Source organism: Paenibacillus sp. Soil724D2 (assembly GCF_001427935.1).
Classification (GTDB): domain Bacteria; phylum Bacillota; class Bacilli; order Paenibacillales; family NBRC-103111; genus Paenibacillus_E.
On record NZ_LMRY01000006.1, the window covers coordinates 167,580 to 192,331 of the forward strand.

Here is a 24,752-nt window from a genome sequence, read left to right on the forward strand (position 1 = left end):
TTTACAAGCCAAAAATCGCATCAATCACTGGCTTTGTCGTCCCACCTGGATACATCAAATATAGCAGAACATATACCAAGACACCTGTAGGCGCCGTAAGCAGCCATACAATCGCGGCGACTCGTCCGATTTTTTTATGTTTTAGAAATTTGTTTTTGTATGCAAACCATAATGTGATTAGACCCAGCACTCCACCCACCGTTGCCAGCGTAATATGGAAGAACAAGAATAAGTGATACGGCAGCTTGAGACTCTCGGGCCCGCCAAATGCCGTGTTTCCTTCAAACAAGGTACGGGACATGTAGATGATGAAAAACGCCAGTGCGAAGATTGCTCCTAGAACCATCAGCTTTTGATGCGTTTCCCGATTCCCTCTTACAATATGATACCAGCCGAAACCAACAAATATGGCACTGATAACGATAAACATCGTAGAAATAGTTGGTAAAATGTGCATCTCATAAATCCTTTCTAAGCGCGATTCCAATTCCCGCCCTGGTTATTCATGCTCTCTTGTGTCTCAGCAAGCTCCATATCGTCATCTTCCTTACGCTCTCTACGGTACCATCTGAAGAAAATATAGGCAAGTGTAGCCCCATATACCATCTCTTGGATGATTTTCATAATAACGCCCCCGAGCTGTTGATCATCGAGCGGAGACAAATGAGCGAAAGGTACAGTCACGTTCGAATACATATCATAAATGATCGAATCTGCAAATATGATAAGCGCACAGGCAGGCGTCAACAACATACCATTGCCGAAAATATACGCCAATTTTTTCAGGTCATTCAGACGATTCAGCTCTGGAAGTGGACAAAATACAGGGAACCACATCATGAACGCAGTAATCAGAAGCACGGTATGATAACTTACAAGTAACACATCATTCTTCATCAAACCGTCCATAATAAAAGGCATGTGATAGATGGAGAATAGCATATTGAACAAAAACAATGCGATCAGCGGACGTGCGAAAAATGAAAATGTGCCGCGGAAGACTCGATTTTGCATAAAAAGACGGAGTACCCAAGCAGGCGTACCTAACCATATAAATATAGGGACAATTAAATAAAGAATCGTTTGCTGCAGCATATGCGCGCTAAACAAATAATGATGACCGATGTAATTAATCGGACTCCCTTGTCCTATGTAGAACAGGGCAAGCCCCGTATAGAAACATAGCTTCTGCTTATCCGAAACTGGCTCGGCATCCGCGAAATTCCCATTCCCCTTAGCGACAAATCGACTATAGACATATCCGACAACGACGACCACCAACAGTGTAACAGGATTCCACAAATCGAAAAATCCACCAATTTGGCTCATAGCTAATTTCTATCTCCTTTCAACTAAAAAAAGAGGAGGCACTTTGTCTAGACAAAGTTGCCTCTTCCTGCTTTCTTACCACCATACCCAATATACTGCTGTAATAACCCCAGTGAGAGCAACGAAAGCTCCTGCCCCGATAAAAATGAGCGGGAATAAGTGTCCTCTTTCTTTGGCATGCATCCAGAACAGTAGCTGGACGACAGCTTGCACAATACCCAAAGTTACGATGAAGATCAAAATAAAGGAACGATCCAAGTCTCCGTAAAGAACGACAGCGAATGCCAACATCGTGAGAAGAATCGAGATAATGTAAGACAAGTAGTGGTTCAAAGGTGATTCATGCTTAACTCGTTTGCTAGGTGCGTGTGTATCATGAGAATTGCTGCTCATCTTAGTGACCCACCTTCCCCATCAGATAAACGACTGTGAAGATAAATACCCAGACTAAGTCAATAAAGTGCCAATACAAAGCTGCCACATAAAACTTAGGTGCTGTAACAACCGTAAGACCTTTTTTGAGTCCTTGCAAAATCAACAATGTAATCCAGCAAACACCAAACGCTACGTGAGCTCCATGGAAACCGACTAAAGTATAGAACGAAGTTGAGAAAGCACTTGTTGTAAATTTATGTCCTTCATGCACATACTCAAAAAACTCGTAAATCTCCATCCCCAAGAACGAAAGACCAAACAATACAGTAACTGCTAGCCAAAATAACAATTGTCCCAGCTTTTGTTTGTGCATCGCAATGATCGCGAACACACTCGTTAAGCTACTTGTTAAGAGGATGAATGTAGACCAACCCACTGTTTTGAGTTTGAAAAGTTCATCCGCTGTAGGACCATCTGGAACGGAATTCCGAAGTGCGATGTAGGTTGCGAATAAACAACCGAACAACACAACTTCAGCACCGAGAAACAACCAAAATCCGAGAACTTTATTTTTCCCTTCGAGGGTAGCCGTTTCCGGATTAGCAGGCAGTGCGCCCGTATGATGAGTACTCATGCCTTTACCCCCTTGTCATCTTCAAGCTCTTCCGGTTCAATATGCCAACCATGATCGTCATATACGGAACGCAAGAACATTGCAATAAATGTAACAATGATACCCGCGGCAGCTACATAGTAGTTTCGGTACATAAAACCAAAACCTGCAATGAACAAACCAGCGGACATAACAAGCGGCAAAATCGATGCGGATGGCATATGAATCGAACCAACTGGTTCTGCCGGAGTCATCTCTTTATTACCTGCCATTTTTTCTTTCCAGAATGCATCTAATCCGCGAACAAGCGGTGTTTGTTTAAAGTTATACTCAGGTGCAGGTGATGGAATCGTCCACTCCAATGTACGGCCATCCCATGGATCTGCAGGAGCCGTGATCGGTTTTCTTGCTGTTGCGATGATGTTGATCAAGAATACTAATGTACCGATACCCATCAAGAAAGCACCTACGGTTGAAACCAAGTTACCTACTTCGAGATCATGACCAGGTTGGTACGTAAAGACACGACGCGGCATTCCCATGAGTCCCAAGAAATGCTGAGGAAAGAATGTTAAATGGAAGCCAATGAAGAACAACCAGAAATGCAGTTTACCCATTCCTTCGTTTAACATACGTCCAAACATTTTTGGCCACCAGTAGTAAAGACCCGCGAATAAACCAAGTACTAGACCACCAACGATAACGTAGTGAAAGTGAGCAACAACGAAATACGTGTCATGATACTGGAAGTCTGCTGCTGGAATCGCAAGCATAACCCCTGTTGTTCCACCCATTACGAATGTTGGGATAAAGGCTGTTGCGAAAATATTCGCTGTTGTAAAGCGAATTTGTCCGCCCCAAAGTGTGAATAACCAGTTAAAAATCTTAACACCAGTTGGAACGGCAATCGCCATAGTAGCAATCGCGAAGATGGAATTGGCAACTGGACCTAAACCTGCTGTAAACATATGGTGAACCCAAACCATGAAGCCTAGGAAACCGATCAAAACTGTTGCAAATACCATGGAGCTGTATCCGAAAAGACGTTTCTTCGAGAAAGTCGAAACGATCTCAGAAATGATACCGAAAGCAGGAAGAATCAAAATGTAAACTTCGGGATGCCCGAAAATCCAGAATAAATGCTCCCATAGTACGTTGTTACCGCCTCTGGCTGCATCGAAGAATGCACCGCCAAAGATACGGTCAAACATAAGTTCAACAAGGGCAACCGTAATCGCAGGGAAAGCAAGTACGATCAAACCAGATGTAATAAATGCAGACCATGTGAACATCGGCATACGCATATACGTAAGACCAGGTGCACGCATGTTGATAATCGTAACGAGGAAGTTAATCCCCCCGATTAGAGTACCGATACCAGCAATCTGTAGACCTAGTACATAAAAATCAGTACCTTGGAGGTTGTTTTCAAGTGTTTGTCCCCAACTGGTATCCGTTATCGAGGATAATGGAGCATACCCCGTCCAACCAGCATCAGGTGCGCCACCCAAGAACCAACTTGTGTTCATCAGTACGCCACCTGCGATGAACAACCATAGACCGAGTGCATTAACGAAAGGGAACGCAACATCCCTTGCACCAATTTGTAGAGGAACGATGGCATTCATGAATGCGAAGATAACCGGCATAGCTGCAAAGAAAATCATCGTTGTTCCGTGCATCGTCGTTAATTGGTTAAAGGAATCGCCGATAAAAATGTGCTGATCGGGAAAAGCAAGTTGAATCCGAATCAAGATGGCTTCAAGTCCTCCTACGAGGAAGAAGAAACCGCCCGCTATTAAGTACAGGATACCGATTTTCTTGTGATCGACTGTTGTAAGCCAATCCATTAAACCGGTATGTTTTTTTACTGGATGAGAGTGAGCCAACGTATTAACCTCCTTTACCTGAGAAGTTTATTTCAAAGTCTGTAAGTACTGAACAATATCTTTAATTTGAGCGTCATCAAGCTTACCGCCTGCTTCTTTACCAAAAGCCGGCATTTTGTTGCCCGGTTTTTGTTCTTGCGGATTATGTATCCACAATGCCATTTTCTCAGGAGTGTGTTCCAGAATACCAGCAAGCGTATCGCGATCTGCGAAACCTTTGAGGTTAGGAGCAACACCAGGACCGTTCGCATTAACAGCGTGACAAGACATACAATTTTCTTTGAAAAGCTCTTCGCCTTTTTGTGCAGTTGCCGGCACAGTAACAGGCGCTTTCATTTTTGCTACCCAAGCATTGAAATCGGCTTCTGACTTCGCTTGAACGGTAAAGTTCATCAAGGCATGAGAGGCTCCGCAAAGCTCTGTACATCTTCCTTGGAAGGTTGCGATTTCGTCAGCTTGAAGATAAAGCGTATTATGGATACCTGGATTTGTATCCACTTTACCACCAAGGGATGGTACCCAGAAGGCATGAGCGACGTCAGCTGAAACAAGATCGAATGCAATAATTTTATCCTTAGGAACGACAAGCTCTTGAGCTGTAGCGATGCCTAAATCGGGATATTCAAACTGCCACCAGAACTGATGCGCAGTTACTTTGACATGAACCGCAGCTTTGTCTTTATTGTAATTCGTTGAATGCTTAAATGTGTAGGACACTGTTGGTACCGCAAGTACTAACAGAAGGAGAATCGGAACGACTGTCCAGATAATCTCAAGCACGTGGCTACCTTCAACTTGCTTAGGTACGCTATTATCACCTTCACGCTTACGAAAGCGAATTAACACATACACATAAATTGCAAATACGACAATTACGACAAAAACCATGATAAAGAGACTTAATTTCATTAAATTAAGCTGCTCGGTTGCCACAGGACCTTTTGGCACTAAAGCAGACAAGGTTGGGTCTCCACACCCGGTTAGCAAGAACGTCATTGCCGCTAGAAGGGGCACCAGACGCCATAACTTTTTCAATCGACTCATTGTATCAACCCCACTTTTAAAACAATATTTTTACCACGAAGGCCATGCCCATGTCAATTCACTTTATTAACTATAAATTCGTGAAAAGTTTTTGTCAATCGCTGGAGGGAAGTTCACAAATTGTTCTTAAACCGCTCTGTAGCGATATATTTTCCCTCCATGGTTATTTCCATACACCCGCCTCTTTATGCATAAAAGCCTTTATTTGTGAACACGAATAAAAGCGCAGAAACATCCCATCCTATAAACATTACAACGTATATGGGAGGTCTCTTTTGATGCTCAGGAAGTTAGGTTTTCCGATTAGTGGAATGTTATTCCTCCTGCTGACATTATCCGGTTGTGCAGAGAATGGAAGAGAATATGGGAAAAGTCCCGACCACACGAATTTTGGCGCCCCTGTCGAAAAAACAGAGGAAACCGAAAGAGCTTATCAAACCCAACAGCTGTATGGTCCAGTTACGCACAACAATTCAAAGCTGGAATACAGCCAATTTCTATCCAATCAATTACATGCTATGAATGGGGTAAATACAGCAATCGTGATGACTACGGATCAGAATGCCTACGTCGCTCTTATGATTGACAGCAGTGCGATAGGTACCAAGGGTTCCACCAGAGAAACGAATAACCAGGGAACTGCCAAAGGCTTTTATAATGATCACGCGCCATTCAATGACACCATGCCTTCCAATGATTTAAACAATGGCTTCAATAGTTATGAAACTGCCGTGCACCACGATATGCTTTCTCATCGATTCAAACAAGCGATGGCCGAGAAAATTCGAACACTGCAGCCTAATATCATGGATGTCTATATTTCTGCAAACCGTGATTTCCTTAATAAAATGAACAACTACGCCCAAGAAAGTTGGAAGGGACATTCTCTGATGCCTTTATTAACGGATTTCAATCAAACGGTAACTCGCATTTTCGGTACAGCGCAAGTATTACCTGAACACTAAGGTAGAAGTAAAAGCAAACTACATGAATTCACGAAAATTCCTTCTATATAAAGAAGTAATTACTGCTTGTTGGTCGGCTCCTGTTTTCATTTGTCCGGCATTCCTGTACAATGAGGGAATCGTCTTTAACAAGGAGAGACTTTGGTTATAGACCAAAGTCCCTTAAATAGGAGAGACTTTGGTTATGACCAAAGATCCCTATATTAAGCAAGAAAAAGGGAGCTGGCCAATTTACCATGTCAAACGGATTTGCCTCATTAGGAATTAGAGAAAGTCTTGTTCACGTATTACAATCTGGAGGAGTCGTAGAACCGACACCCATTCAAAAAGAAGCGATTCCTGTTTTATTAAAAGGTACAGATGTTATCGCACAAGCACAAACTGGTACTGGTAAAACCCTTGCCTTTGTACTTCCTATATTAGAAACAATAGATGTAGAAAGCCCAGATGTCCAAGCACTTATATTGACACCGACACGTGAATTAGCTATTCAAATTAGCAATGAGCTGAAAAACCTTGTCCCTGTTACAGGAGCAAAGGTTCTGGCTGCATATGGCGGGCAAGATGTAGAAAAGCAGCTTAGAAAGCTACAAGGTAACATACATATAGTAGTAGGAACACCGGGAAGATTGCTCGACCACCTTCGCCGCGGTTCTATCAACTTCTATAAATTGAAAATACTTGTATTAGATGAAGCCGATCAAATGCTGCACATGGGCTTCCTTCATGAAGTGAAGGATATCATTGCCCAAACATCTCCATATCGTCAAACGCTTCTCTTCTCTGCAACTATGCCTGAGCAGGTCGTCAACCTATCCAAAGCTTATATGAAAGAAGCTAAGGAAATTAAAATTCAAAGTAAGCAAGTGACTTTAACTGAAATTAAACAAGTCCTGGTTCCAACGACAGATCGAGACAAACAAGATGCTTTGATAGCAGCCATTAAAGAATATAAGCCATATCTAGCTATGATTTTCTGTCGTACGAAAGCAAAGGCTATTGCGCTCAATGAGGTTTTGCAGGAAATCGGTTTAATGTCGGATGAGCTCCACGGTGATTTGTCACAAGCGAAGCGCGAACAAGTCATGAAGCGTTTTAGAGAAGGACGAATCGAACTTTTGGTTGCAACGGATATCGCAGCTCGCGGCTTAGATGTTGAAGGGGTCACCCATATTTTCAATTATGATGTCCCGCAAGATGCGGAAAGCTACATTCACCGTATTGGCCGAACGGGCCGTGCTGGGGAATCGGGTGTGGCTGTGACTTTTGCTACGCAGCGAGATATGCCTACCATTGAATTAATCGAAAAAGGGATTCGTATGTCTTTGAGAAGTCCGGAACAACAGCAAAGACGTGTCCGTTCCAACTCTGAGGAGTATGTTGATACGGATGGCAGAGGTTCCGCACGCAGAAGCAGCGGCGGTCAATCACGCGGGGGCCGTAATGAAAGAAACGGCGCAACGGAACAGCGCAGCGGACGCAGCGGAAGATCCGGTGCTCGCGAAGCTAGCCGTGGCGGTCGAGACAACATTCAGTACGGAACAAAAAGTTCATCCTCTAGAGGCGATAAATTCGGTTCGCGCTCGGCAGCACCTGGAAGTGCACGTACTGGCCCACGTCCTGCGAAGGTCAATTCGGAACGCAATCCGAATACATGGGGGCGCGCTGAGAATAAAGAACGCCCAGCAGCAACGAATGCAGGACCAGGTCGCGGTGATAACATGAATGCTGCTAAAGCACGCGTCACTAGATCATGGAGTGGCGGAGACGCAGCTGAACGAGCGCCTCGCGCTGAAGGTACGGAGCGCAGACGTTCTGCTCCTCATGGCGATAAGTCTTACTCGCCATATAACAAGTATGCCGGCACGGGGCGTGACGACGCTGCAAGCGCATCACGCACGATTCGCGGCGGCAAAGGCCGTGGTGACAGTGCGGAGCGCGGAGCTCGCGGTGCAGCGGCACCGCGCGGTGAGGGCTTTGGGGCTCGCGGCGGAGCACCGCGTGGCGAAGGCTTTGGAGCTCGTGGCGGAGCGCCGCGTGGCGACAGACCGAGTGCGCCTCGCGGCGGGCAAGCTGGCGGCGAACGCAACGGCCAGGCACGCGGACGCGGCGACAGTGCCGAGCGTGGAGCACGCGGCAGCGCACCTCGCGGTGATAGCTTCGGAGCACGCGGCGGAGCGCCGCGTGGCGACAGATCCAGCTCGCCTCGCGGCGGGCAATCAGGCGGATCCCGCGGCAGTGCACCACGTGGTGGCGGCCGCGGCGGAAAACGCTAGGAAAAAAAGCGCTTTCTACGCAAGGCTTTACCGAATAACGCGAACGTTGTAAAATATAAATACGGCTGCAAGTGATCCTACTCATCAAAAATCGTTTCATACCGTTGCACGCACGTAGGATTTACCCCCCACAATTCCCATTAAGGAGGTATGTTCCATGTACGCATTAAAGGACAAGGAAATGATTTTTGTATTCACCGGTCCTCACGGTGCTGGTCGTAAGACGGTCGCGGAAATGTCAGGCTCTACGCTCGGCATGAAGCAGGTCATCTCTTACACCACCAGACCTCCGAAAGCTACCGAAGAAGATGGTCAAGATTATCACTTTATCTCTCCCGCCGAGTTTGTCAAAGCGCAAGCTGCCGGTGAATTCATTGAGGTTAGTACAGTTAATGACCATTTGTATGGCATCAAAAGTGCAGATATTGAACACATGTTTGAGCTTAGCGGAAGCATATATTTAATTTTGAACCGCTTTGGCGCCGAAACCCTCAAAAAGATTTACGGAGATCACGTAGTCCTTATCTTCATTCATGCCGGACGGGATAAACTTGAACAACGGATGAAAGAAAGCGGAGACTCTGAAGAAGTCATTTCGAAGTATCTCTCTTATTACGAAGATGAATTAGCTTTCCGTGACCAATGTGATCATGTGTTTGAAAATGTTGATTTAGCGCATACCGTGTTTGATTTAACGAAAACGTTGGATCAATACTTAAATCGCAATTTAGTTGATTTAGATTAAACGGCAGTAACTGCCTATAACAGGCCTGGACGGAACTTCGTCCGGGTCTTTTCACATGCGGCTGCAATGCCTTTTAAAAGGAGTTGTCCACTTGAAAATTATATCTATTGAACCTACACCTAGCCCGAATTCGATGAAGCTCAATATGGATGAGTCGCTTCCTACTGGTGTGCGAAAAACCTATACAAAAGAAAACAGCAAGCAAGCACCTGATAACATTGGGCAATTGTTAGCTGTCCAAGGCGTGATTAGCGTATTCCACGCAGCGGACTTCATTGCCGTAGACCGTACCTCTAAGGGGGACTGGCAGTTTATTCTGGCCAGAGCTCGTGAGATTTTTGGCGAAGCGCAGCCATCTGCCGACGGAGGCCTGCCTCCGGAACAGCAGCCCACGGCTGAAGCCGCATTCGGTGAGGCACAAGTCCTCGTGCAGATGTTTCGTGGCATCCCGCTCCAGGTGAGGGTACGCGCTGGCGCAGAGGAAGTGCGCGTAGGAATGCCGCAGCGTTTCACTGAGGCGGCCGTTCGCGCAGGTACGGCATCGCCGAACCTGATTAAGGAGCGGAAGCTCGAGGAGCTCGGCGTACGCTACGGCGAGCTCGGGGACATCGCGGGCGAAGTCGTCCAGGAGCTGGACGCTTCTTACGACGACGCCCGCGTCGAAAGCTTGGTCTCCCTCGCGATGCGGGAGACTTCAGAAACAGCCCCCGCGGAGGAATCCGCGGAGGTTGAAGATGCTATCGCAGCAAGTGCGCAGCTGCGCCACAGCGACTGGAAGCTGCGCTACGCCGCGCTTCAGAAGATCCAGCCGTCGCTAACGACGCTGCCGCTTCTCGTCCATGCCCTGCAGGACGAGAACACGTCGATTCGGCGACTAGCGACCGTTTACCTCGGGGATATCAAGGAACCCGAGGTACTGCCCTTCCTGTATCGTGCCCTCGAGGACGATACGCCTTCCGTTCGGCGGACCGCAGGCGATACGCTGTCCGATATCGGAGACCCTGCCGCCATACCATCCATGGCGAAGGCGCTCAAAGACCGCAACAAGCTAGTCCGCTGGCGCGCGGCGCGCTTCTTGTACGAAGTTGGAGACAACACTGTGCTCGATGCCCTGCATCAGGCAGTAGATGACCCCGAATTCGAAGTGCGCATGCAGGTGAAAATCGCACTCGAGCGAATCGAAGGCGGGCACGCCGCCGAAGGCTCCGTATGGCAGCAAATGACACGTAGAAACGAATAGTATTCGGTGGTAATAGTTCCAACCCCCATTAATGCTGAAAATTCGCTTATCCGTGTAAAGTTGTACTTTGTTAAACTTCAGGCAAGCTAATGGGCTTTTCCAACCGAATGTTATAAAAAGTACAATAATTCCAGCCAAAGGCACCTAAATAGCCTATTAGACAGCTAAATGGTTGTAGTAAAGAGACCGTCGATTCATTCAACTAATCTTGCTCTGCATTGAGGTGTCTTAGATCGAGATCAATCGTAAACTATGATCAATTGAGGTTGATAAATGAATGAATCCATGTTCGCGGTTGAATGATGTTGTAAAAAGTGCAACAATTGCTACCTAAATCTCGCCTTTTCCATTAGTTGTTGCACCAAGTACAACAATTTGGTCCAATACAGGCCATTTCGCAACAAATGGGCTCAAAATGTTGTACAAACTGCAACTTCAACTTACAAAACAACCTTTTGTCGTGGGAATTGTTGTAGGAAATACAACATTGGTAACCACTGTAGCCCATTTGCCCTAACGAAAGCTGATTGACTCTAAAATCGAATTCTTATTTCTTCAATAATGTGCGTGAATCCTGGGCACGCATTATAGCGCCGCCGCATGGCGGTGGTCAACCCAGTACACTAAAAACTAGGAAAACATAGTTACTTATCGAATGTTTATGCATATCCACAAAATTACACATATCCAAGCAAGAGTAGGAAGATCAGTAGGAAAAGAGCAAATTTAAAGAATTCACGAAAAAGAGCACGGAAGCTGTATCCAGAAACTCTGGCTGCCTTCCGTGCTTTTTTCATATAAGAAAGGAGAAGAAGACAAAACTGAGCTTATTTAGCCTCAAACTGCTCAAAATACAAAATTCGCTCCAAAATCGTTGGATGCGAGCCGCGGAACCACTGAACCAGCTTCGGTTGTGTGACGGGGCTGAGATTTTCTTTGGCAATGTGTTGAAAGGCGCGGATCGCGGCGCTCCCGTCTCCAGTCATTTTCATAGCATAGGCATCGGCACGATGCTCGATGACTCTTGAAAACGCATTTTGCGCTGGCGCCGAGGCGAAACTCATGATGGTCACAATAAGCAGCAAGATCGGCAGAGCCGCTAAATCGTTTTCCCCTCGTATTCCCCAAATTGAACCCCAGCGCCGAATAAACAAACGATATGCATGAAAGGCAAGCCAGAAACCGATAAAACTCAGAACGATCCCATAGGCAATCCCTAAATAGATATGCCGCTCGGCGTAATGTCCCATTTCGTGAGCCATCACGGTCAAAATCTCATCAGGCTGCAGCTTCTTCAGTATCGTGTCCCAAAGAACGATGCGCGCGTTCCCTCCAATGCCATTCACATAGGCATTAATTGTATGAGTCCGCTCAGACATATTGACTTCATATACTTGATCCGCAGGGATCTGTGATTGCGCAGCAAGCTGGAGAATTTGTGCCTTTAGCTCTTGATTTTGAAGCGGTTGAAAATCGTGATACAGCGGATCAAGCACAACGGGCTGAATGAAAGTGACGAACAAAATAAGCGGAATCGATACCAGCCAGAACCAGAGCCACCAACGGTCAGGACGCCATTTTAGCACCCCTCTGAAAATCCATACGATTACGATCGTACCCAAGACGTCGACGAGGAAATCTTTCCCATGATCACTCCAGAACAGGACTAGTGTCTCCGTCGATAACCCATAAGCCTGATCGATTTTGAACAGAAAATAATCAATCGGCAGGAAGAGCACGTCCATAAGCAAGGTAAAGAAGAGCACGAAAGTAACCATCTGCAGAAAGGAAGCTCGGAATAACTTTTCGGCCAAACGGCGAAACCTTACCGCAGCACCGAGAAGCGCCAGCAAGACCCCCATTTGCAATGGAGAGCTCAGAAAATAAGCTAGCGACCGTATGCGTGACAAGGACTCAGCCTTCGTAATTTCTTGTGTCGTCATGAATGTATGCGGGTCTGCAATGGTTCCAATTAGTGCATAAGGGATGTGGAACAAGTCCCCTTTTAAGAAGTATACGATCAAGGTTAACGCATATACACCAAAAGCTACGACAAGTCCTATGTAGAAACGCTTCATTTCATACCTCCGCGACCAACTTCGTTCAAGTTAATTAATAACCAGTCTGGTGTAAAATCTCTAGACAGGAGCCAGACCTGGGTGAAATGGCCATGAGGTAGTACCAGATTACGCTTCCGACCAAGTATATCGGACATCCCAAACAAAAGGGATAGATTGCGAATAAGCAGCATGCAGGGATAATCCTGTGAGTAATCTTTTAATTTATGTTCCTTGCTTTGAATGCGATCATTAATGACCTGAATAAATGTATCTATTCCTTCGGCACTAGGCTTAGTCAGCTCGGAACGCGACAGCATAAGCCGTGCTTCCTCAGTATCGTAGAACAGATGGGTGACTTCTAACCCTACTCGATTATTTCTGGCATCCTCAAGCAGCGCGTCCGGCTTCTCTTGCTGCTGAACCATACGCAGGTGAACCTCATTATTCACATTGTATAAATCCAGAAAGATATCAATTGCGGTTTGTTCCATCGCCTTTTTCTGATCTTCGTGTTTATTCATATGTCTCCCCTATATCCATTGAACGAGTCGTTGCTCCCATTTTACCCTATTCTATGAGCTTATACCTCACGAGCCCGTACGCAAAGCATCTTTTGATTAATACCCTTGGCAATAATCCGCTCTCCTAGACTATGCGGCAGAGTTGTCATTGTATGTGCATTGGTTTGATCATTTCATTTTGAAGAAATAGATAGTCGGTCCTTTTATTTGATTTTTCTATTTTCCCATGTTGTAATGAGAAGATAACCCAGATAGGACGTGGGAAATGAAGAAAGTAACTTGTTGTTTTTTAGTGTTATTCGGCATCTTTTGTTTAGCAATCGCTATGCCTACATCTCCTGCCTTGGTGCAGGGTTTACCTATATCCGTCACTAAACCACATCTAGCTAGTACAGAACAACCAATATCAATTTCAATACCTACTCCTGCACCATCCATCAAACCCAATAAGAAGGATCATTTTCAATTGCAAAATATTCCTGCCCTATCGCAGCTGCCCGAGCTGCCGAACGGATGTGAAGCCGTCGTTGCCACGATGCTGCTAAACTGGGCCGGAGTCCCAGTATCCAAAGAGGAAGTCGCTGCTGCACTTCCCTTAGGCGAATTGCCCTATGTGAATGACGACGGAGCATTTATTGGCAGTAATCCCAAAGATGTATTTGTAGGTAACCCTTATGAGGTAGGTTATGGTATTTATCATAAGCCAATCGCGGACATGCTGGATCAATGGTTACCCGGTCGAGTTAAGGATTTGTCAGGCATAGCCTTTGAAGACTTGCTCACGACTATTGTCCAAGGAAAACCAGCCATGATCTGGGCAACCGAACATATGGATACACCTTATCTGGAGATGGAATGGCAGGATGAGGAGGGGCAGCTAGTCGAGTGGTATCAACCTGAGCATGCCTTACTCTTAACAGGCTGGGACGATGATTATGCCTATATGAACGATCCTATGACCGGAAAACAGGAATCCTATGCAATATCCGATTTCAAAACAGTCTGGGAGCAGATGGGGTCTCAAGCGATTACAGTTAACTAACAATAGGCCTTTCTTGCTTTGTGTGGCATTTATACATAGTCCGCCTTGAGAAACCTCCTTATATGGTAAAAAAGCATGAACTGCTCGGTCTATCCCGAGTAGTCCATGCTTTTTTTATAAGGGATCCAATTGCACAGCCGCTTGCTTACCGCTAAGCTGTATGCCTGTGTGCTTACGTCCATGCGAGCTCAAATCTTTGGTTAGCGTCTCAAGCAATTCTTTGGCTTTCGCGCCTTCTTTGCCTGAAATCTTCACGACCAGCAGCACAGCGTCACCGCCCTGAAGAATGCGCTCTGCTTGCAGCCTCTTCGTCTCTAGGTCATGATCTTCGATGTGTGGCGTTAAGCGGAGCTCCTTGACTTTTGGCGCTTGCTCCCGTTTGCGGGCTTGCTGCTTTTCCTGCAGTGCTTCCTGCTTCGCTTGCCCAGCGCCAATGAGCTTACAGGGAGGTGGACTGCTCATGAGCGAGGTGCAGATTAAATCCACTTTCAGCTGCTTCGCTAGCAGCAGTGCTTCCTTCGTGGACATAACGCCCAGATCTTCGCCAAGCAGTCCCGTAACATGGACCTCGGATACTTTAATTTTCTCATTCTTAATCATTGTGATTACACCTAATCTTTCGCTATAATGAACCCATCAACAGGAAGAGGTTGTTTAAGGAGATGTCTAACCAATTATGAATAATAAACAATTAGAAGAGCAAATGATCGAGAATTACAAACGTGAAGAGCATATGATGATCCTCGTTTTTGCACAATGGTGTATCAACCATGATTTGGATCCTGCTGCGCTTTATCATAACGCATACCCAGACCAACCTAATAACGAAGCTCTGCAGCAAGCCCTGGATTTAACGGTACCCAAAGAAGAAGCCGGTGAAGTCCCTGATGACACTGTGCTAGGCGTACTATCTCTATTCGGCAACGAGGAGCTAGCCTTCATCGTCACGCAAGAAATCGATAAGCGGCCGAGTCAAAACCGTTAATCGTTTCCTTAAAAAGCATGCTGCCTCATCTCAAGTTTAAAAGCTTCTGCCAACAATTCAATCGTCTGCAGTCTCGTCTCAAAGCTGTAGCCGCCGGTCACGACCAACACTTCATCGACTTGGTAGCTTTCGGCTAGGTTCAGCAGTTGCTCCCTTACTTGGTTCGGATCACCAATAATCATACGGGATCGATTGTCCCTTACCCTTGTAAGATCCCAGTCTGAGTACACATAGTCAGCCGCTTCTTCGGGCGATTTCACTCCTGTGAATTCGCCCTTTTCCGTTTGCAGAATGCGCAAATCAATCGAAGCCGCAAGCCCCTCGGCCTCCGCCTGCGTCTCAGCGCACAGCACATAGATGCACACCGTCGCCTGCGGTACGACATTCAGCGCGGACGGTCGGAACGAGCTGCGGTAGCTGCGCACCGCATGCTGTCCTCCCGCTCCGTTGATGAAGTGAGCGAAGCAGAACGCTGCGCCTGCTTGCGAGGCATACACCCCGCTCTGCCCGGTGGAGCCGAGCAGCCACACCTGGGGCATCGAGTCCACCAAAGGGGTGGCGCGGATGCCCTCGAACACATGCCCGGGCTCCACCGAGTCGGCGAGGAACCCGAGTAGATCCGTGACTTGCGCTGGGAAACGCTCAAGTCCTTCGAACATATCAGCGCTGATGCCTCGCAGCGCTTTGGCCGTATGCGGCGTGCCTCCGGGCGCACGCCCGATGCCAAGGTCGATGCGCCCCGGATAGAGCGCCTCGAGCATACGGAAATTCTCAGCGACCTTGTAGGGGCTGTAATGGGGCAGCAGCACGCCGCCGGAGCCTAGCCGAATACGGCTAGTGCGGGCAGCCAGCGTGGAGAGAAGCACCTCTGGCGAGGAGCCCGCAAGGCCTGCCGAGTTATGATGCTCCGACACCCAGAATCGGGTGTAGCCTAGTCGGTCGGCCACCTGGGCCAACCCAATTGTTTGCTGTAACGCCTCGCTATGTGTAAACCCGGATGAAACCGGTGACTGGTCAAGAATACTTAGCTTCAGCATTGTCATCCCTTCTTTCTGAGTCATCTGCCGATGATCTTGATTATACAACGTCCGACCAACAAAAGAAAAAGGACAAACCCCTAATGGCGTTGTCCCCGATTGTGAAATTTTAACTTACCATTTCCTCTTACTTACTAAAAGTGTATGGTTACGGGAAAATTTTATGCAGGTCCTTTTTTTCCAAACAGTAATTTTTCAACACTTATCGATGCATCTATTATCTTTAATTGCGTGTTATAAAATCTGAATCCATCTGTGATATAGGCTAATCTGAGGTTACCGGTGAATGAATCCCTATTCTCGGTTGAATGATGTTGCAGAAAGTGCAACAATTACTGCCTAAATCTCGCCTCTTTCCCGTCGTTGTTGTATAATCTACAACAATTCTACCCCATAAAAGCCATTTCGCAACAAATGTGGTGAAAATGTTGTACAAACTGCAACTTCAACATGCAAAATAGCCTTTATGCATGTGAATTGTTGCAGAAATTATAACATTGGTAACCTCCTTAGCTCATCTACCTTCACCAAGCTGTGAATGACTCTAAAATTGAAATTTTGGTGTCTACCAGGGAGTTGCGCCTACCAGCTATGAGGAAGCATACCCGAATAAACGAAGAACCTAGCGGAAAATCACCGCTAGGTTCATTAATACGTGTGAATTTAGACTTCACAATTAAACTTCAAGACTAACAAGAAATGTTTTAATTTCATAAGGCTTCAGCTCAATATTGGCTGTCTCCACGTCACCGATTGGGCGCTCCATCAAATCACATTCCTGCAGCGATCGAATTTTAAAATCACTCTTGATATCCACATGTGTTCGGACTCCTGCAAACTCATGGATCCGCAGCACCAGTCTCTCTCCGTCCTCTGCTTTTTTGATCGCATCCGCCATCACATTTGGAGCAGAGAATTCGAACATGGAAAGTGTACCTTGAGCTGGAACGCCAACGTAACTCGTCAGCGGATTATTAAGCGCCCATGCTTCCTGTACCGTGCCGTCTGCATACCAATCCCCCGCATGCGGGAGAAGAGCATACACAAAGGAATGTTCACCAAGATCAGCTGTCGGGTCCGGATGAATCGCAGATTTAATTAGTGATAAACGCATGACGTTATCCTTAATGTCGTAGCCATACTTACAATCATTAAGCAAGCTTACGCCGTATCCACGTTCAGACAAGTCCGCCCATTGGTGCCCGACAGATTCAAAACGCGCCCAATCCCAGCTTGTATTCCAATGCGTTGGACGTTTGACGTTCCCGAACTGGATATCGTAAGTAGCCTCCGTAGAACGCACGTCTACCGGGAATGCAACCTTCAACAGCTGCTGACGTTCCTGCCAGTCGATATGGGTACGGAAATCAATGCGTCGGCTGCCTGCATAAACAGTCATCGACTGTGAGATCGTAGACTTCGCAAAGTTCCATTTGAATGCAACGGTTGCTGCTAAGGGTCCCTCTTCAATGAGCTCAACTGATACCAGATCGGTGATTTCGCGCATTTTTTCTTGGTAGAAAATATCGATATCCCAAGCGTCGAAATCAATTGGCTTATCTTCAAACACCTGCAGAACGTTGCCTCGCGAGTTTGCCGTAAGCACATTCCGGTGATGATCTAGGTCGAATACGCGAACCAATTGACCGGATTCGTTCCATTCGATTTCATAATGAGGCGTTTTTAACGAGCGTCCTTCCAGTTGGAAAGGCATCTCCTCAGCCGCATCTGTTTGAGATTTATCATTAAAGTGAATCGTCGTCATACCTAAAGACGGAACCTGAGGCATGTCGACAAGCCAGCGTCCATCCGTGTATTGCGATTTCAATTGGCGGCCTTCCCGATCTGTCCAAACGCTGCCAATCGCAGCTTTTTCCCCAGGAATGACAACAAGATCACTGCGCTCCCATGAAGCACTGTTCAGAACCGTGACCGCACCTTTTTCCTGTTGGGTTCCAATTCGCGCTGCAGCTTCATTCCACGCGGATGTCCCTATAGACATAGCTTCCGCATATTCCTCACGACTGTCCTCGTAGACCTCTGTAATCGAAGAACCTGGAATAATATCATGGAATTGATTACGCAATATAATGGTCCAACCCTTGTTAAGCATCTCCTGTGGATAAACGCTCCAATCGGATTTCAACAAAGCAGCCAAAGCGCTGACATATTCTGTTTCACGATATAGAAGCTCCAGCTTACGATTCATCCGTTTGATGTAGGCTTGGCTTGTATAAGTCCCGCGATGGTATTCAAGATACAGCTCACCGTCCCATGTATGCACATAACGATCGGTTGCTTCAACTGTTTCATGTAACCGCTCGAAGTATTCGTCTGCACGCCCTGTTTTCACTTGTGGCAGGCCAGGCATGTCTTCCAAACGACGGCGCATCTCCAGCATCTCTCGATTGACACCGCCACCGCCATCCCCATAACCGTAAGAAAGCAGAAGCTCTTGATTCACTTCTTTATCTCGGTAGGCATCCCAAGTACCTTTGACCGTCATCGGCGTTACCTCGCCGTTGTACGTATAGAAGAACGAGTTAGCCTCTTCCCAATCGCCAGGTGTGGTAATGAAATGTGTCAACACTTCGGAGCCATCAATTCCCCGCCATTTGAAGGTATCGTGAGGCATACGATTGAACTGGTTCCAGCTGATTTTAGTCGTCATGAACGTATCGAAACCAGATTTCCGCAATATTTGCGGCAGCGCCCAGCTGTACCCGAATACGTCAGGAAGCCATAAATAGGTGCTTTCCACTCCGAATTCTTCACGTATGAATCGGGTTCCGTGTAAAAATTGTCTCACCAGTGATTCCCCGGAGGTTAAGTTGCAATCTGCTTCCAACCACATGCCTCCGCCAACTTCCCATCGCCCTTCACGTACACGCTCAAGGATTTGCTCATAAATATCAGGATAATCTTGCTTGATATAGGCGTATAGTTGAGGCTGCGTCTGCAAAAATACATAGTCCGGGAATCGTTCCATTAGGCGCAGCACGGTTGAGAACGAGCGTGCACATTTCTCCCGAGTATGCTTAAGTCTCCACAACCAAGCCACATCAATATGGGTATGCCCAATAGCAGTAACCGTAACTGGATGCTTCTTCTCCATCTGATTTAATTCCTTGTGCAGCAGTTCCCGGGAACTATAAACGGATTCATAGTAAGCGTCCGAAAGTGGATTCGACCAATCAACTAGCCTAAAGGAACGATCGAGTGCTTTAACTAACTGCGTGCGTTCAGGATGGTTAGCATCCAGACTGCGGATTGTTTCCAGCACAGCGCGTCCTGTGTAGTAGAAATCGTCAACTCGCTCATCCAGCCAGCAGATTTCAGCGCGATTCACCGTATGCTTCTTCTCGCGCGGTTTTCCGCCTCCTTCGAGTCCTGACCACAGGCGGATATCCATCCGCCCCTTCGTTCCTGCCGCTTCTTCTGGCAAAAATACTTCTTGATGGTTCGAATCAACGCCTTGAAAAGGGGATCCGTTCCAATATAATAAGGATTCGAATCCGTCATTGTTGCCTCCGCCCGTTTCACCGAAATCGAAGCGCCCCAATATGGTTTTGTCCGCCCATTCCTTTGGAATATCAATCGTGCGCGATAGCCACACGTAGCGGTCGCGCCCTTTCCAAGTCTCACCAGTCTTCAGTTCAAATGTAGGCTCTGTGGCTGGCGGCCTTGCTCCAATCGTTCCATCCTCGTCTTCCGTAGCTGAAAATCGCTCCAAAGGCACCGCATCGCGATACCGGGTTTCGCTTAATTCGCGCAGTCTCGCTCCCAGCTTCGATTCTGTAAAAAACATATCGAATCTCTCCTCCTATCGATTTCAATGAATCAATTTCTCTAGCTCTATCAAATTGGCATAACTTAACGCAAGACTATCCATCGGGTTTCCCGGGCAATAATCTTGCTCAACGGCGAACCATTCTACCCCATTTTGCAATCCCCACTTCAGGATAGGTGCGAAATCAATCAATCCAGTTCCGATTTCAGCGAAATATTTTCTTTCGTCTGCAGTAATATCCTTCAAATGGAGGATGGGCATACGAAAAGCATAATTTTGGATGAAGGATAGCGGATCTTGATCCGCTTTTTTTACCCAATAGGTGTCAATCTCTGCATAAATAGCCGGATCTTCAAGCAAATATTCCAATGCAAATTTACCGTCGATTGTCGTATGAAATTCAAAATCGTGATTATGATAACCTACGCGGTATCCCAAGCCACTGACTTTGGAAGCTGCCTGCTGCAAATCGCGACGCACACTAGCAAATCCTTCAGGATTCTGCAGCCCATCCGGTAGGGAGTGACAGATCAGATCCTTCGTATCGAAAAGGCGAGCCTCCTCCAACACGGCGTCCATATCGTTCTTCAATCGCTCCAAACCGACATGCATACCAGCCGTTTGCAAGCCGATTTCCTTCATTACCGCAGCAATATCTTTCGCCGGGTTTCCATGTAATCCATCGATTTGGACGGCCGCCCATCCCATCTTTTTCAGTTCTCTCAGCACGCTTGGGAAATCTTTTTTCAATTCGTTTCTCAAGGTATATAATTGCGCAGCCAATTTATGTTTGATCATTCCGCAATCTCCTCCCTTTTCAAATCTAACCATTCGACCTCTTGCTCAGTTAAAGGCAGATTCATAGCTTGTATAGAGGAATCTAGCTCCTCAGGGTTTCGAGGCCCAATGATTGCACAGGTCGGGAATGACTGATTAAGAACGTATGATAAGGCAATTTGAATCGGTGTAACTTGTTTCTCTTCCGCCAGCTTCGCGGCACGACGATAACGTTCCCAGTTGTTTTCGCTGTAGTACACGCGTACCATTTCCTCATCTGCACGATTGTCTGGTGTGAAATTGCCTGAGAAAAATCCGCCAGCCTGAGCGGACCATGCCAATAATGGCAGCTGATTGACCGAATGCCAACCGCAAGTTTCCTCATCAGCCGAAACGCAGCCCTCCCAGCGGGGTTCATTAGGCTTAGCAAGACTAAGATTCGGACTGCTGAATGAAAAACCTATGAGTTTATGAGCAACCGCGTACTCGTTCGCTTCCTGGATCCGCTTATGCGACCAGTTAGATGCTCCAATAGCTCGGATTCGCTTGGCCTCAAGGTGCACATTCAGCTCTTCGATGATCGGTCCAACAGACACGCTCGGATCGTCCCGGTGCAGCGCATATAGATCGACATACTCCGTTCCTAGCCGTTCCAGACTCTCCGTTAAATCCTTGCGGATCGCTTCCGGATTTACCCGTGGACCGGGACTGCCGTCATCATGATGAGCACCCTTTGTTAGAATGACCACCTTTTCCCGATTCTTCTGCTCCGCAAGCCATTGACCGAGAACCAGTTCTTTCCCGCGATATTGATGAGCAGTATCGAAGGCATTGCCGCCAGCGCGAATGTAAGCATCCAGCATCATCCGTTCGGGCTCTTCCAATTTCCTCAAATCTCCCGTTCCCATGAACAACCGGGAAATGGGTTTGTCTACGCCCTTGATATTCATATATCTCATCCTGAAGCCTCCTTCAAACATTTGACCGACTAAGTAAAGTGAGTACGGCTGCCGTTCTATTCATCCTCTTTAAACACCGGCATCAAACGGAGTTCAAACGTGAATTCTTTTTCGTCAAGACGATACGGCTCAAGAAGCTGCGGTCCACAAGAATTGGATCCAACCCCGCTCATCTTGTAATCCAGGTGGACGATCGTTTCCTTCCTCTTCGCAAGCTCGTAGTTATGAGCCGCTCTTGTCAAATCCTCTGGCGTAAAATGGGCCACATTTAAAGAGAAATCTTCTGGAGAGGAAAATTTGATCCCCATCCCTTGCTCATTGGAAACAATAGCCCACTCTGTTCCATACCTGGACCCATTCTCCTGAGGCATGATGTAATCTTCAAACATCTCATCGATCGTCATCAGGTATCTGCCTCTTTTCACGCTCTGACGCTTGTCGATATAGCTCTCATGCGGTCCGAAGCCTAAATATTCCACTTCCTCCATACCTTGAGGCATCGTAAGCTGAAGGCCAAAACGTGGAAGATAGACCTGCCTTTCTCCCACTTTTACTTGCAGCTTGACTGAAATCTCGCCAGTTCCATCTACTCTCCATATCGCTTCTCCATGAAGAACTGTAAACCGGCTATCTCCGCCGAGGGAGAAATCGCTCTTGATTTCAACAGACGTTCCGTCAATTTCCGTCCATTCACAGCGGTATGTTTTCATTGCTATCCGGTCATAACCTGCATTCATCCATCTTTCCTTCACGTGCATGTCATTATCCGTTGGAGCTCGCCAGATAGTGAATAGGGCCGGAGCTTGGAGCATATTCACTCCCTGCTTGGAAATCTTCTGTATCGTTCCGCTGTATAAGTCAAACGTATGACAGAAATCAAAGCCTTCGATCGTCAGAATGTTTCCCACTTGATAAGCTTGAAGAGGGGACAATTGCCTTAAGCTAACACCTGATTCTTTCACCTGCAACACAGGTAATTCAAACTGTTCAAATGTGATTTCGTAGCCGGCTTCCGCCCAACTCGTCTGTTCCTTCAACCAACAGGATAAGGTCAGCATATAGGTTCCCGTTGATACTTCTGGCAATTCATAAGGTATTGCCACAATTTGATGACCATGCGGTGCGGCTTCAATAGACCCCAGTTGTCCCTGCTGGACAATCTGTCCGTCCATTTCTACCTTCCAATGAAACCCCAAATGAGATAAATCGATGAAGTCGTAAAGGTTCGTCACTGTGATCGTACCTTTTCGCAAATCCACCGCTTCGATGCGAATGGGCGCGATCACCTTCTTGAGCTCCAGCAGCCCCGTATGCGGTTTCCTATCCGGCGTAATCAGGCCATCGATACAGAAATTCCCGTCGTTAGGCTTATCTCCAAAATCGCCCCCATAAGCGAAGAAAGGCGTACCGTCACTCGTCTCCGTCTTGATGCCGTGATCGCACCACTCCCACACACAGCCGCCCATGAGCTTCGGATATTTGTAAATGGCATCCCAGTAGTCCTTCAAATCGCCTGGACCGTTCCCCATTGCATGGCTATACTCGCATAGGAACAGCGGCTTCTTCTGTTTCTCGTCCTGGGCATAAGCTTCAATTTCTTGCACAGAAGCATACATCCGGCTTACCATATCGAGACTCTCTACGTCGGGATTAGCTTGACTAGAAACAGCACCTTCATAATGAACCGGTATGGAAGCATCACGCGATTTGGTCCATTCAGCCATCGCGATTTGGTTAACATCGTAACCAGACTCGTTGCCCATAGACCACATAACGATGGATGGATGATTCTTATCTCGTTCTACCATCCGAATAGCCCGATCTAGAAACGAAGCTTTCCATTCAGCTTTCTGAGAAAGCAGATGGATATTCGCATCATCCCATTCCTCGCTGGCCGTCCCCATTCCATGGCATTCCAAGTCAGCTTCATCAATAACATAGAAACCGTACTCGTCGCACAGATCCATAAATCGGGAATCGTTCGGATAATGTGAAGTACGGATCGTGTTGATATTATGCTTCTTCATTAGAACGAGGTCTTTGATCATATGATTCAGCGGAATCGTCTGTCCGAGCTCAGGATGGGAATCGTGGCGATTGACGCCTTTTAGCTTGACCGCCTGTCCATTGATCTGGAAAACGCCGTCCGCAATTGTAATTTGCCTGAATCCGACTGGAAATTGAAGCACCTCATTACCACTGTGAACATAGAGTTGGTACAGATTCGGTTTCTCGGCATTCCACAAGACCGGATCCGTCACCTCGAAGCGGAGCGTGCCTTTTCCGTCGACAGCGGCTTCGTCCGTACCAACGATGTTACCTTGTGCGTCTTTCAATTCAGCTCTGACTGTAAGAGCACCCGTCGTCTGAAGCTCTGTCAGAAGAGTTGCCTTCCGGAAACCGTCTTCGAACGTTTGTTTATTGAACACATCTCGAACATGGACAGAATCGCGCGCAAGCAAATACACATCCCGGAAGATTCCGGTATACCGCCATGCATCTTGGTCTTCCAGATAAGAACCGTCACACCATTTCAGCACCATGACAGCAATGCGGTTTTTACCTTCGCGGAGCAAGGAAGATACGTTGAATTCCGCAGGTACCCGGCTGCCTTGGCTGTAACCGGCAAACTTGCCGTTTACCCAGAGGTAAAAGCATGAATTAACCCCTTCAAAGACGATATATTTATCCTTCTTGTCCCAGTGACCCGAAACGTTGAATTCTCTCACATACAGCCCAGCCGGGTTGTTATCCGGTACATAAGGGGGATCGCAAGGAAAAGGATAATTGATATTGGTGTATTGAAGCTGATCATAGCCATTCACCTGCCAGCAAGAAGGAACGATTAATTCATCCCAGGCGCTGACATTGGCCGATTCCTCGTAGAAAACTTCTTCTACATCCCTAACACTGCGATGATATTGGAACTTCCAACTTCCGTTCAATGTCTGATAAAAAGGGGAACGCGCACGTTTTCCGGATTTCGCCGATCCCGCATCCACATAAGGGATATAATGGGCTCGGGGAGTCTCCCTGTTCACCTGCAAAACGCTTAAGTCTTCCCAATATCGATTGATGTGAATCAAAGTGACCACTCTCTCCTTC

At 46.9% G+C, this 24,752-nt stretch carries 21 protein-coding genes; 6 read left to right on the plus strand and 15 right to left on the minus strand.

Annotation, left to right across the window (positions count from 1 at the left end; all coding sequences use genetic code 11):
- Position 1: 1 nt before the first annotated feature.
- The 6 genes from ASG85_RS08150 to coxB all read right to left on the minus strand — a co-directional run bounded on the left by ASG85_RS08150 (position 2) and on the right by coxB (position 5,250).
- Positions 2 to 457: a DUF420 domain-containing protein gene (locus ASG85_RS08150; protein WP_029198483.1), complete on the minus strand. Its 456-nt coding sequence runs from the start codon at positions 455 to 457 to the stop codon at positions 2 to 4.
- A gap of 14 nt (positions 458 to 471) precedes the next feature.
- Positions 472 to 1,329, minus strand: coding sequence for a cytochrome c oxidase assembly protein (locus ASG85_RS08155; RefSeq protein WP_057304212.1), 858 nt, complete (start codon positions 1,327 to 1,329; stop codon positions 472 to 474).
- 75 nt (positions 1,330 to 1,404) lie between these two features.
- A complete protein-coding gene (locus ASG85_RS08160; protein WP_047687102.1) occupies positions 1,405 to 1,722 on the minus strand; it encodes a cytochrome C oxidase subunit IV family protein in 318 nt (105 codons plus the stop codon).
- 1 nt (position 1,723) lies between these two features.
- Positions 1,724 to 2,338 carry a cytochrome (ubi)quinol oxidase subunit III gene (locus ASG85_RS08165; protein ID WP_057304211.1) on the minus strand — a complete coding sequence of 205 codons (615 nt, stop codon included), beginning with the start codon at positions 2,336 to 2,338 and terminating at the stop codon, positions 1,724 to 1,726.
- Positions 2,335 to 4,206 (minus strand): cytochrome c oxidase subunit I, encoded by a 1,872-nt coding sequence (ctaD, locus tag ASG85_RS08170; RefSeq protein WP_060645889.1) that lies wholly within the window; start codon positions 4,204 to 4,206, stop codon positions 2,335 to 2,337. Before ctaD ends, ASG85_RS08165 begins: the two co-directional genes overlap by 4 nt.
- Positions 4,207 to 4,233: 27 nt before the next feature.
- Positions 4,234 to 5,250, minus strand: a complete 1,017-nt coding sequence (coxB, locus tag ASG85_RS08175; protein WP_057304209.1) for a cytochrome c oxidase subunit II — start codon at positions 5,248 to 5,250, stop codon at positions 4,234 to 4,236.
- Between the two features lie 278 nt (positions 5,251 to 5,528).
- On the opposite strand from coxB, the gene ASG85_RS08180 reads away from it, so the two are divergent.
- From ASG85_RS08180 to ASG85_RS08195, 4 genes are all read left to right on the plus strand, one after another.
- On the plus strand, positions 5,529 to 6,215 hold the full coding sequence (locus ASG85_RS08180) for a YhcN/YlaJ family sporulation lipoprotein (protein WP_060645890.1): 687 nt from the start codon (positions 5,529 to 5,531) through the stop codon (positions 6,213 to 6,215).
- Positions 6,216 to 6,451: 236 nt separating this feature from the next.
- Positions 6,452 to 8,491, plus strand: coding sequence for a DEAD/DEAH box helicase (locus tag ASG85_RS08185; RefSeq protein ID WP_063860210.1), 2,040 nt, complete (start codon positions 6,452 to 6,454; stop codon positions 8,489 to 8,491).
- 157 nt (positions 8,492 to 8,648) lie between these two features.
- Positions 8,649 to 9,236: a guanylate kinase gene (locus ASG85_RS08190; protein ID WP_057304207.1), complete on the plus strand. Its 588-nt coding sequence runs from the start codon at positions 8,649 to 8,651 to the stop codon at positions 9,234 to 9,236.
- Positions 9,237 to 9,327: 91 nt separating this feature from the next.
- On the plus strand, positions 9,328 to 10,476 hold the full coding sequence (locus ASG85_RS08195) for a conserved virulence factor C family protein (RefSeq protein WP_060645891.1): 1,149 nt from the start codon (positions 9,328 to 9,330) through the stop codon (positions 10,474 to 10,476).
- 827 nt (positions 10,477 to 11,303) lie between these two features.
- Here ASG85_RS08195 and ASG85_RS08200 read toward each other — a convergent pair.
- The 3 genes from ASG85_RS08200 to ASG85_RS39035 form a co-directional block, all read right to left on the minus strand.
- The gene (locus ASG85_RS08200; RefSeq protein WP_060645892.1) at positions 11,304 to 12,554 is read right to left on the minus strand and encodes a M48 family metallopeptidase; all 1,251 of its coding nucleotides are present in this window, start codon (positions 12,552 to 12,554) and stop codon (positions 11,304 to 11,306) included.
- Positions 12,551 to 13,057 carry a hypothetical protein gene (locus tag ASG85_RS08205; protein ID WP_060645893.1) on the minus strand — a complete coding sequence of 169 codons (507 nt, stop codon included), beginning with the start codon at positions 13,055 to 13,057 and terminating at the stop codon, positions 12,551 to 12,553. Before ASG85_RS08205 ends, ASG85_RS08200 begins: the two co-directional genes overlap by 4 nt.
- Positions 13,058 to 13,273: 216 nt before the next feature.
- A complete protein-coding gene (locus ASG85_RS39035; protein ID WP_235550091.1) occupies positions 13,274 to 13,504 on the minus strand; it encodes a hypothetical protein in 231 nt (76 codons plus the stop codon).
- Between the two features lie 19 nt (positions 13,505 to 13,523).
- Here ASG85_RS39035 and ASG85_RS08210 point away from each other — a divergent pair, with 19 nt between their 5' ends.
- The gene (locus ASG85_RS08210) at positions 13,524 to 14,099 is read left to right on the plus strand and encodes a C39 family peptidase (protein ID WP_057304203.1); all 576 of its coding nucleotides are present in this window, start codon (positions 13,524 to 13,526) and stop codon (positions 14,097 to 14,099) included.
- Positions 14,100 to 14,213: 114 nt separating this feature from the next.
- Here ASG85_RS08210 and infC read toward each other — a convergent pair whose 3' ends face one another.
- Complete coding sequence (gene infC, locus ASG85_RS08215; protein ID WP_060645894.1) at positions 14,214 to 14,699, minus strand: translation initiation factor IF-3; 486 nt, start codon at positions 14,697 to 14,699, stop codon at positions 14,214 to 14,216.
- A 76-nt stretch (positions 14,700 to 14,775) separates the two neighbouring features.
- On the opposite strand from infC, the gene ASG85_RS08220 reads away from it, so the two are divergent.
- Positions 14,776 to 15,084 (plus strand): hypothetical protein, encoded by a 309-nt coding sequence (locus ASG85_RS08220; RefSeq protein WP_060645895.1) that lies wholly within the window; start codon positions 14,776 to 14,778, stop codon positions 15,082 to 15,084.
- 8 nt (positions 15,085 to 15,092) lie between these two features.
- Here ASG85_RS08220 and ASG85_RS08225 read toward each other — a convergent pair whose 3' ends face one another.
- From ASG85_RS08225 to ASG85_RS08245, 5 genes are all read right to left on the minus strand, one after another.
- Entirely contained in the window at positions 15,093 to 16,121 is a 1,029-nt protein-coding gene (locus ASG85_RS08225; RefSeq protein WP_057304200.1) for an LLM class flavin-dependent oxidoreductase, read from the minus strand.
- 676 nt (positions 16,122 to 16,797) lie between these two features.
- On the minus strand, positions 16,798 to 19,929 hold the full coding sequence (locus ASG85_RS08230; protein ID WP_060645896.1) for an alpha-mannosidase: 3,132 nt from the start codon (positions 19,927 to 19,929) through the stop codon (positions 16,798 to 16,800).
- 24 nt (positions 19,930 to 19,953) lie between these two features.
- Positions 19,954 to 20,709 (minus strand): sugar phosphate isomerase/epimerase family protein, encoded by a 756-nt coding sequence (locus tag ASG85_RS08235; protein WP_235550092.1) that lies wholly within the window; start codon positions 20,707 to 20,709, stop codon positions 19,954 to 19,956.
- Positions 20,706 to 21,647, minus strand: coding sequence for an aldo/keto reductase (locus tag ASG85_RS08240; protein WP_060645897.1), 942 nt, complete (start codon positions 21,645 to 21,647; stop codon positions 20,706 to 20,708). Before ASG85_RS08240 ends, ASG85_RS08235 begins: the two co-directional genes overlap by 4 nt.
- A gap of 56 nt (positions 21,648 to 21,703) precedes the next feature.
- Complete coding sequence (locus ASG85_RS08245; protein ID WP_321166572.1) at positions 21,704 to 24,742, minus strand: glycoside hydrolase family 2 TIM barrel-domain containing protein; 3,039 nt, start codon at positions 24,740 to 24,742, stop codon at positions 21,704 to 21,706.
- Positions 24,743 to 24,752 lie beyond the last annotated feature (10 nt).